This window comes from Paracidovorax avenae ATCC 19860, from assembly GCF_000176855.2.
GTDB classification, from domain to species: Bacteria; Pseudomonadota; Gammaproteobacteria; order Burkholderiales; family Burkholderiaceae_C; genus Paracidovorax; species Paracidovorax avenae.
Genome location: NC_015138.1, coordinates 806,533 through 815,996, shown reverse-complemented (window position 1 = coordinate 815,996; position 9,464 = coordinate 806,533). Strand labels below are relative to the sequence as shown.

Sequence of the window (9,464 nt, the reverse complement as noted above, 5' to 3'; positions counted from 1 at the left end):
CTTCAGAAAGAAAAGTCCTTGAAGGCCTCGGGCATCTCGCCCTGCATGGCCTGGGCTTCCTGGGCCTCGTAGGTGGCCTTGTCCCAGAGCTCGAAGTGGTGGCCCATGCCCAGCAGCATGGTGTCCTTGGTGATGCCCGCGGCCTGCCGCAGTTCGGGCGCCACGAGCACGCGGCCCGTACCGTCCATTTCCACGTCCTGGGCATTGCCCAGGAAGATGCGCTTCCACCACTGGGCGGACATCGGCAGCTCGGCGATGCGCTCGCGGAATTTTTCCCATTCGGGACGGGGGAAGACCATGAGGCAGCCGTGCGGGTGCTTGGTGATGGTGAGCTGCCCGCCGGCCGTCGCGCTCAGGACGTCACGATGCCGGGTGGGCACGGAAAGCCTACCCTTCGCATCCAGACTCAGCGATGACGCCCCTTGAAACACCGTTAGACCCCGACAGGTTGTCGCCGCCACTTCCCGCGGAGACCGGGGTTGGAGGGCACTTTTCACCACTTAATTGCACTTTTTTGCACTGTAGCAGGAAAAGGCCCGGTCGCACGATCGGGTGCAACAAAGTTTTGCAATGAAATCAACGACTTAGCGCTGATTGCAAACATATATGGCGGGTGAATTTCCTTCCCGGATAAGCACTTAGGAAATGCTGTGGAAGTGATACCTTAGGGTCTGGCGCCAACCTGGAATGCGCACAGGCATCCGGCGGCCCATCCGGCCGTCCTCCACGGGCTGGCGCCCAAGCGAAACCGCCGCCCGGCGACTGGCGTCCGGGCGGCGGTGCAATTCCACAAAAGACCTGTAGAAAAATCCACAAGTCTGTAGGAAAAGATCGCTTCTTACAGGATGTAGCGCGAAAGATCCTCGTTCTGGCTCAGGCTCGCAAGGCGCCCGTCCACGTACGCGGCATCGATGCGCACGGTCTGGCCGGAGAGCTTCGCGGCGTCGAAGCTCACCTCGTCCAGCAGCCGCTCCATCACCGTGGAGAGGCGGCGCGCGCCGATGTTCTCGGTGCGCTCGTTCACCTCGAAGGCGATATGGGCCAGCCGCGTGATGCCCTCCGGAACGAATTCCAGCGTGACCCCTTCGGTAGCCAGCAGCGCCTGGTATTGCTTCACCAGGGAGGCATGGGTCTGGGTGAGGATGGCCTCGAAATCGCCCACGGAGAGCGACTCCAGCTCGACGCGGATGGGAAAGCGCCCCTGCAGCTCGGGGATCAGGTCGCTCGGCTTGGCCAGGTGGAAGGCACCGGAGGCGATGAAGAGGATGTGGTCGGTCTTCACCATGCCGTACTTGGTGCTCACCGTCGTGCCTTCCACCAGCGGCAGCAGGTCGCGCTGCACGCCCTGGCGGGAGACGTCGGAACCGCCGGCCTCCTGGCGCGTGGCCACCTTGTCGATCTCGTCGATGAACACGATGCCGTTCTGCTCGGCGTTCTGCAGGGCGCGCGTCTTGACCTCCTCTTCATTGACCAGCTTGCCCGCCTCCTCGTCGGTCAGCAGCTTCAGCGCCTCGGCGATCCGCAGCTTGCGCGTCTTGCGGCGCTCCTGGCCCATCTGGCTGAACATGCCGCGCAGCTGCTCGGCCATCTCCTCCATGCCCTGGGGGCCCATGATCTCGAGCTGGGGCCGGGCATCGGCCAGGTCGATCTCGATCTCCTTGTCGTCCAGCTGGCCCTCGCGCAGCTTCTTGCGGAACACCTGGCGGGCGGTGCTGTCCGCGGGCTGCTCCCCGGTGCGCGCCGTGGGGATGAGCGCGTCGAGGATGCGGTCCTCGGCGGCGTCCTCGGCCCGGGCACGCACCTTCTTCACGTCGGCCTCGCGGGTCTGCTTGACGGCCACCTCGACGAGGTCGCGCACGATGGAGTCCACGTCCTTGCCGACGTAGCCCACCTCGGTGAACTTGGTGGCCTCCACCTTGATGAACGGGGCATCCGCCAGCCGGGCGAGGCGGCGGGCGATTTCCGTCTTGCCCACGCCGGTGGGGCCGATCATGAGGATGTTCTTGGGGGTGATCTCCTGGCGCAGTCCGGGATCGACCTGCTGGCGGCGCCAGCGGTTGCGCAGCGCGATGGCGACGGCGCGCTTGGCGCCCGACTGGCCCACGATGTGGCGGTCGAGCTCGGAGACGATTTCCTGGGGGGTCATGGAAGACATGGTGTTCACTCGCGACGGAACGGGCCGGGAACCGGCAGGGAGGGGACACGGCGGGCGGCCCGCGGGCAGGCCCGCCGCGCGCGGCGGAAGGACGACGCGGGCGTCAGAGCGTCTCGACGGTGTGGTGCATGTTCGTGTAGATGCACAGCTCGCCCGCGATGGCGAGCGACTTGCGCACGATATCCTCGGCGGACAGCTCGGTGTGGTTCAGCAGCGCCTTGGCGGCCGAATGCGCATAGGCACCGCCCGAGCCGATGGCCACGATGCCCTGCTCCGGCTCCAGCACGTCGCCGTTGCCGGTGATGATGAGCGAGGCGCTGGCATCCGCCACGGCCAGCATGGCCTCCAGGCGGCGCAGCACGCGGTCGGTGCGCCAGTCCTTGGTGAGTTCGATGGCGGCGCGCGTCAGGTGGCCCTGGTGCTTGTCCAGCTTGGCTTCGAAGCGCTCGAAGAGGGTGAAGGCGTCGGCCGTGGCGCCCGCGAAGCCCGCGAGCACCTTGCCATGGTGCAGCTTGCGCACCTTGCGCGCCGAGCCCTTCACGACGATGTTGCCGAGCGTGACCTGCCCGTCGCCGCCGATGGCGACCTGGATGGTGCCGTCCGCGGCCTGGCGGCGGACGCTGAGGATGGTGGTGCCGTGAAACTGTTCCATAGCGTCCGGAATTGGGGACGGACGCCCGGATTGCAACAGCACCCGGCCGGGGCCGCGTGCCACACCGCCCGGGACGGGCTCAGTTCTGCCGCGGAACGATGCGCGCGTGCTCGTGGATGCCGATGACGTTGAAGAACACCGCCACCAGCCGCGGGACCTGCGTGAAGTGCACCACGTTGCCCAGGGCCTGCTGGGCGGCCGTCCAGTTCAGCACGGAGCCGGCGGCGGCGAAATCCACGCGCGCCAGCCGGTCGCAGCCGATGGCGAACGGCACGCCGGCATGCAGGTGCGCCTCCATGGGCTCGAGGATGGCTGTCGCGTCGCCCTCGATGTGACCGGACAGCACGGCGGCCGGAACGGAGGGCTCCAGCCCCCCCGGCTGGGAGGCCGGCTCGCCGAAGCCCGAGGAGAAGGCATCCGCGTCGAAAGGCACCGCGGCCGCTGCGGGATGGGCTCCGTCGCCGCCCCCGTCATCGGAATAGCTGCAGCTCGGGGGCTGCCAGGACGGCGGGGACACCTCGTAGGTGACGCAGTAGTCCAGCGCGACCAGTTCGAACTCGTCGGGCCGGCCCATCAGCCGCAGTGCCGCCATGCGCAGGCGCCACCAGTCCGGCGGAACGCTCCGGTCGCCGGACGGCGTGCGGGCCTCCAGCAGGCTCGCCAGGGCGTCCACGCCCTTGAAGACGATGGCCTCGGTGCGGTCCGCCCACTGCCCGAACTGCTGCGCCAGGCCCGGGACGGCCCCTTCCTCGATGGTCATCAGGCGCGACCAGGAGAAAGTCCAGGGCGGAGCGGACGCCCGCGCCACGGAAGCCTGCAGGGCGGCCACCGACTGGGCCGTGAGCACCGAAGGTGCGTTCCAGAGGAATTCGCGCTGGGCCCCGACGGCGGGTTCGGCCGGTGCGGAAGGAGGCTGCATCCCCAGGAGTTCGGGCATGGAGAACCACAGCGGCGCGGAGCGGCCGAACCGTGCAGCGAAATCGATGGCCAGCGACTCGAAGCGGGCGTGATCGCCCGTGGCGCGGTAGAAATCGAAGAGCGCCATCCAGAACTCGGCCTGCCGCGCCATGTCCTCGTCGCCCTCGTGCTGCGCGAGCGCTTCCAGCAGGCCCGCTTCCGCGCCGGCGTAGTCGCCGTTCGCGAAACGGATCGCGGCCTCCTCCAGGTCGGGTTCGTGCACGTAGGGCGGCGGCTCGGGCGCCATGTAGGCAGGCACGGGACGCGACGGCGGATCGGCCCGCTCGGTGAGCATGGGGGGCGCCAGCGGTCGCGAGCCTTCGACGGAGCGCGCACCGGGATACGCCTGGGGCACCGTGGGGGCCATGAGGTCCGTGGCGGGCGGCAGGCTTTCGCCGGAGAACAGCGGCTGCACGCCGGGCTCCGACAGCCCCGCCGGCAGGCTGGCCGGGGCGGTGGGAGCGAACGCGCGGGCGTGCGCCGCGTCGGCGGAATCGGAGGCGCCGAAAGGCGCCGGTTCGGTGGGCGCCATGCCGCCCGGCGAGCCGGCGGCCGCAGGCTGCTTGCTCTTCCACCACTGCTGGGACATCTGCGCCTCGATCTCGTCGATCTTCTTGAGCGTGACGGCCCGGTCGTCCGGCGAAGTCATGCTGGTATGGAAGAACGAGGGCCGGGCGGTCTGGTCGTCCGACCGCTGGCCGTGGAGGGCCTCGCGCTGGCGCAGCTTGCGCAGCTGGTCGAACTCGCGGCGCCGCACGAAATCGTTGCGGCGCTTGCGCTCGATCATTTCCTTGAGCATCTGCTTGCTGTACTGGCTTTCGCGCTCCTCGTCGATGGAGTCGAGCTCATTCCAGTTGACGGTGGGATTGCGCACGAAGCGCACCACCTTGGACAGCAGGCCGCGGGAGGAATCTTCCTTGCTCATGGATCGTCGTGGCTGGAGGGCACGCGCCTCGGCACGGGGGTCGGGCGGACTGGTGCGGAAAACGGCGGGACGGGCCGGTCGCGGGTGTGGCGGGCGCCGTGCCGTCAGTCCCCGAACATCTTCTGCTTGAGCTCCCGGCGCTGCTGCGCCTCCAGGGACAGGGTGGCGGTGGGACGCGCCAGGAGGCGGCCGACGCCGATGGGCTCGCCGGTCTCGTCGCAGTACCCGTAGTCGCCTGCGTCGATGCGCGCGATGGACTGCTCGATCTTCTTGAGCAGCTTGCGCTCGCGGTCGCGGGTGCGCAGTTCCAGGGCGTGCTCTTCCTCGATGGTGGCGCGGTCGGCCGGATCGGGCACCACCACGGTATCCTCGCGCAGGTGCTCGGTGGTCTCGCCCGCGTTGTTGTGCATGTCCTGCTTGAGCTGCACGAGCTTGTGCCGGAAGAACGCCAGCTGCTTCTCGTTCATGTATTCGCTGTCGGGCATGGAAAGCACCTCGGCGTCGGAGAGCTCCTCGGCCGGCTTGGTCTTCCAGTTGTTGGCCAGCTTCGGGTCTTTCTTGGCGGCCGCGACGGGCGATTGCGCTTGCAGGGTCGTAGGCATGATGTGTATTAGGCTGGCTGCGCCGGCGGGGTGGCCGGCGACGGTGCCGTGGATGGTACGGTCAATTGCTCCAAACGGGAAGGAGGCCGCCTCCTACGTACGGCGGTTTCCACCGGAATGGGACGGCGGCGCGGCAAACCCGGTCCCGCCCATGCCGCCCGCCCTCCCGAAAGCGGTCGATGCGGCGGCGGTGTCCTGCCGTTTTTGCCGGGGCGCGATTGTATCGGCCGATTTCGCGCATGCGCGGCCGCCCCCCGCGAAGTAGTGGTTATCCTACAAACCGGCCGCGGCATCCGGTCCGGGGCCGGTTCACGCCAGGCACTGCTCCAGGCCCTGCCGGAAGATGTCCTGGGGCAGGTCGATGCCGATGAACACCATCTTGCTCTGGCGCTGCTCGCCCTCGGCCCACTGCGGGCCCAGGTCGCTGCCCATGAGCTGGTGCACGCCCTGGAAGATGACCTTGCGCTCGGTGCCCTTCATGTGCAGCACGCCCTTGTAGCGCAGCATGCGGGGGCCGTAGATGTTGACGATGGCACCCAGGAAGTCTTCCAGTTTGGCCGGGTCGAAGGGACGGTCGGCGCGGTAGACGAAGCTCTTCACGTCGTCGTCATGGTGATGGTGGTGGCCATGGCCTGCGTGCTGGTGCGAGGGATGGCTGCAGTGCTCGCCGTGCTCGTGGTCATGGCCGTGGTGGTCGTGCCCGTGCCCATGCGCATGGCCGTGGTCGTCCTCTTCCTTCAGGAAGTCGGGGTCGATGTCGAGCTTGGCGTTCAGGTTGAAGCCGCGCAGGTCCAGCACCTCGGAGACCGGCACTTCGCCGAAATGCACCGCCTTGATCGGGGCGCGCGGGTTCATGTGCTTGAGGCGGTGGATCAGCGCGTCGGTCTCTTCGCTGGAAACGAGGTCGGTCTTGGACAGGAAGATCTGGTCCGCGAAGCCCACCTGGCGGCGTGCCTCCTGGCGGTCGTTCAGTTGCTGGGCGGCATGCTTGGCGTCCACCAGCGTGATGATGGAGTCGATGAGGTAGGTCTCGGCGATCTCCTCGTCCATGAAGAAGGTCTGGGCCACCGGGCCGGGATCGGCCAGGCCGGTGGTCTCGATCACGATGCGGTCGAACTCCAGGAGCCCCTTGCGGCGCTTGGCGGCCAGCAGCTGGAGCGTCTCGCGCAGGTCCTCGCGGATCGTGCAGCAGATGCAGCCGTTGCTCATCTGCACGATCTGTTCCTTGGAATCCGTCACCAGGATGTCGTTGTCGATGTTCTCCTCGCCGAATTCGTTCTCGATGACGGCGATCTTCTGGCCGTGCGACTCGGTCAGCACGCGCTTGAGGAGGGTGGTCTTGCCCGAGCCCAGGAAGCCCGTGAGGATGGTGGTGGGAATGAGGGACATGGTCGGCAAACGCTTTCGGAAGGTGGAGGGTGCCGGCGCGGCACGCCTTCCCAAAAGTTTAGCGAGGCTGTCAACACCCCCGGATTTCGGGCGCCAAAGCAGGCCTTTTCCCGGCTTGGCGGGTCGGGGAATACGCTACATTGATTTCCAGATTCCGCCCCCGACAGCCCTTCTACGAGCCGTTTCCCGCCCTTTTTCCAGGCCATGGATTTCGACCTGACCGCCACGCTCCTGGATTCGCTGGGCATCGCCATGTGCGTGTTCGATGCAGAGGAACGTACCGTCCTGTGGAATGCCTCGTTTCTCCGCTTCTTCCCGGAGCACGAAGGCCGCGTCCATGCCGGCGAGCCCTATGCCGACAACCTGCGGCGCTTCTACCAGGGGCGCCTGCCGCCCGAAGACCTCCCCCACATCGACCGCTTCATCGCCGACGGCCTGATGCGCAACCGCCTGCAGACGCGGCCCTATGTCTTCCAGCACCTCGGGCGCTGGCTGCGCGTGGCCGCGGTGCCGGTGCAGGGAGGGCACCGCATCCGCGTCTGGCAGCACGTGGCGCATGTGGACGACGCTTCGGAAACCCCGGCCCCGGAGTGCCAGGCGGCGCTTCCGGCGTCCGGCACCCGGCAGATGCTGGAGGACCTGGGCGAGGCCGCTGCCGTGCTGGACGACGAAGGCCGCATCCTGTATGCCAACGACCTGTTCGTGATGATGCACGGGCTGCCCTCCAGGGAGGCGCTGGCGCAGCGTACCTACGTGCAGATCGTCAGGCAGCTCTGGGAGGCATCGCCCGACGCCCAGGAGCGGCTGCATCGCGCCCAGGACGTGGCCGCGGCCCTGCACGATGCCGCCTTCTTCGCGGGCGCGCCGTTCGAAGTTCCGCTGCCGGGCGGCCGCTGGATGCGCGTGACCATGAACCGCAGCGCCGGCGGACAGAGCTACGCCCTGCATACGGACATCTCCGAAGTGAAGCGCAACGAAAGCGAGCTGCGCGCGGCCGAACTGCGTGCGCGCGAGAGCGAGGAACAATTGCGCGTGCTGGCCGAGCAGTTGCGCATGGAAACGCGCCACGACGTGCTGACCGGTCTGCCGAACCGCCGCAGCCTGGGCGCGCAGGTCCAGGAACTCTCGGCGCAGCCCGGCTCGCATGCGTTGCTGTTCATCGACCTGGACGGTTTCAAGGCCGTGAACGACGAAGCCGGCCATGCGGCCGGCGACCACGTGCTCTGCCAGGTGGCGGGCCGGCTGCGCCGCTGCGTGCGCGGGGACGACGTGCTCGTGCGCCTGGGCGGCGACGAGTTCGTGGTCCTGCTGCGGCACTGCAGCCGGCATGGTGCCCGGAGCATCGGCCTGCAGATCGTGGAGGCACTGCGCAGCGAGCCTTTCCATGCGGCGCAGCACGTGTTTCGGATCGGCGCGAGCATCGGCGTGCGTCTGTTCGGGAACACGCCCGAGTCCCTGGAAAACCTCATGGCCGACGCGGACGCTGCCTGTTACGCCGCCAAGCGCGGTGGCCGCGGACGCGTCGAGATGGCCGGTGCCGACAGCGAGCCGCAGGCGCCCGTCACGCTCCCTTGCGCATCACCGCCAGCCCCTTGAGGTATTCCCCCTCGGGGAATTCCAGGGTCATGGGGTGGTCGGGCGCGCCGCCGAGGCGCTCCAGGATGTAGCCGTCCACCCCCGCGTCGGCGCCGGCCGAGGCCACGATCTTGTGGAACAGGTCGGCGCTGATCCCGCCGGAGCAGGAGAAGGTGTAGAGCAGCCCCCCAGGGGCCAGCAGTTGCAGGCCCAGGCGGTTGATGTCCTTGTAGGCCCGTGCGGCGCGCTCGGCATGCGCGGCCGTGGGAGCGAACTTCGGCGGATCGAGCACGATGGCGTCGAAGCGGCGGCCCTCCTGCAGGAAGCGCCGCAGGGAGGCGTTCACGTCGGCATCGAGGAATTCCGTGCGGGCGGCCTCGAAGCCGTTGAGGGCCGCGTGCGAGCGCGCGCGCTCCAGCGCCGGTCCCGACGAATCGATGGAGGTCACCTGCGAGGCTCCGCCCGCGAGCGCCGCGACGGTGAAACCACCGGTGTAGCAATAGCAGTTGAGCACCTGGCGGGCGCCGAGCCGGCGCACGGCCTCGGAGAAGCGGTGGCGGCTGTCGCGCTGGTCGAGGTAGAAGCCGGTCTTGTGGCCTTCGGCGATGTCCAGGGTGAGGCGCCAGCCGTGTTCGCGAATGGACAGCTCCGTGGGGCCGTCGCCGCGCAGCCACCCCGTGGCGGGCTCCAGTCCCTCCAGCTGCCGCACGCTGGCATCGGAGCGTTCGTAGAGCCTGGCGAGGCCCGTGGACTTCAGCAGGGCATCGGCGATCACGGTTTTCCAGCGCTCGGTGCCGGCGCTGGTGAACTGCGCCACCAGGGTGTCGCCGTAGCGGTCCACGATCAGGCCGGGCAGGCCGTCGGATTCCCCATGCACCAGGCGCACGCCGTCGCTCTCGATGGCGAAGCGCTCCCGCGCCCTGACCGCGCGGTCCACGGCCGCGGCGAAGAATGCGGGGTCGATGCGCTGCGCCTCGTCGAAACTCCAGGCGCGGGCGCGGATGCGCGATGCGGGGCTGAAGGCGGCCCAGGCCAGGAAGCGGCCGTCCGCCGACTCCACCCGCACGGTCTCCCCGCTGTCGCCGCCGCCCTTGGCGATGGCCGATTCGAAGATCCAGGGATGGCGGCGCAGGAGGGAACGCTCCTTGCCAGGGCGCAGGCGGATGGTTTTCATGGACCGTATTGTCCGTCCGCCAGCCGCAAGGGCGC

At 68.4% G+C, this 9,464-nt stretch carries 8 protein-coding genes; 1 reads left to right on the top strand and 7 read right to left on the bottom strand.

Going from position 1 to position 9,464, the window contains the following annotated elements; genetic code table 11:
* Positions 1 to 2 precede the first annotated feature (2 nt).
* From mraZ to ACAV_RS03595, 6 genes are all read right to left on the bottom strand, one after another.
* Complete coding sequence (mraZ, locus tag ACAV_RS03620) at positions 3 to 431, bottom strand: division/cell wall cluster transcriptional repressor MraZ (protein WP_013593218.1); 429 nt, start codon at positions 429 to 431, stop codon at positions 3 to 5.
* Between the two features lie 407 nt (positions 432 to 838).
* Entirely contained in the window at positions 839 to 2,155 is a 1,317-nt protein-coding gene (gene hslU / locus ACAV_RS03615; protein WP_013593217.1) for an ATP-dependent protease ATPase subunit HslU, read from the bottom strand.
* A gap of 103 nt (positions 2,156 to 2,258) precedes the next feature.
* Positions 2,259 to 2,807: an ATP-dependent protease subunit HslV gene (hslV, locus tag ACAV_RS03610; RefSeq protein ID WP_013593216.1), complete on the bottom strand. Its 549-nt coding sequence runs from the start codon at positions 2,805 to 2,807 to the stop codon at positions 2,259 to 2,261.
* 79 nt (positions 2,808 to 2,886) lie between these two features.
* On the bottom strand, positions 2,887 to 4,689 hold the full coding sequence (locus ACAV_RS03605; protein WP_013593215.1) for a type IV pilus assembly protein FimV: 1,803 nt from the start codon (positions 4,687 to 4,689) through the stop codon (positions 2,887 to 2,889).
* Between the two features lie 104 nt (positions 4,690 to 4,793).
* Positions 4,794 to 5,291, bottom strand: a complete 498-nt coding sequence (dksA, locus tag ACAV_RS03600; protein WP_011793966.1) for an RNA polymerase-binding protein DksA — start codon at positions 5,289 to 5,291, stop codon at positions 4,794 to 4,796.
* A gap of 309 nt (positions 5,292 to 5,600) precedes the next feature.
* Entirely contained in the window at positions 5,601 to 6,680 is a 1,080-nt protein-coding gene (locus tag ACAV_RS03595) for a CobW family GTP-binding protein (protein ID WP_013593214.1), read from the bottom strand.
* A gap of 204 nt (positions 6,681 to 6,884) precedes the next feature.
* On the opposite strand from ACAV_RS03595, the gene ACAV_RS03590 reads away from it, so the two are divergent.
* Positions 6,885 to 8,276 carry a sensor domain-containing diguanylate cyclase gene (locus ACAV_RS03590; RefSeq protein ID WP_013593213.1) on the top strand — a complete coding sequence of 464 codons (1,392 nt, stop codon included), beginning with the start codon at positions 6,885 to 6,887 and terminating at the stop codon, positions 8,274 to 8,276.
* Here the strand turns inward: ACAV_RS03590 and ACAV_RS03585 are convergent.
* Positions 8,242 to 9,429: a class I SAM-dependent rRNA methyltransferase gene (locus tag ACAV_RS03585; protein WP_013593212.1), complete on the bottom strand. Its 1,188-nt coding sequence runs from the start codon at positions 9,427 to 9,429 to the stop codon at positions 8,242 to 8,244. The genes ACAV_RS03590 and ACAV_RS03585 overlap by 35 nt on opposite strands.
* Between the last annotated feature and the right edge of the window lie 35 nt (positions 9,430 to 9,464).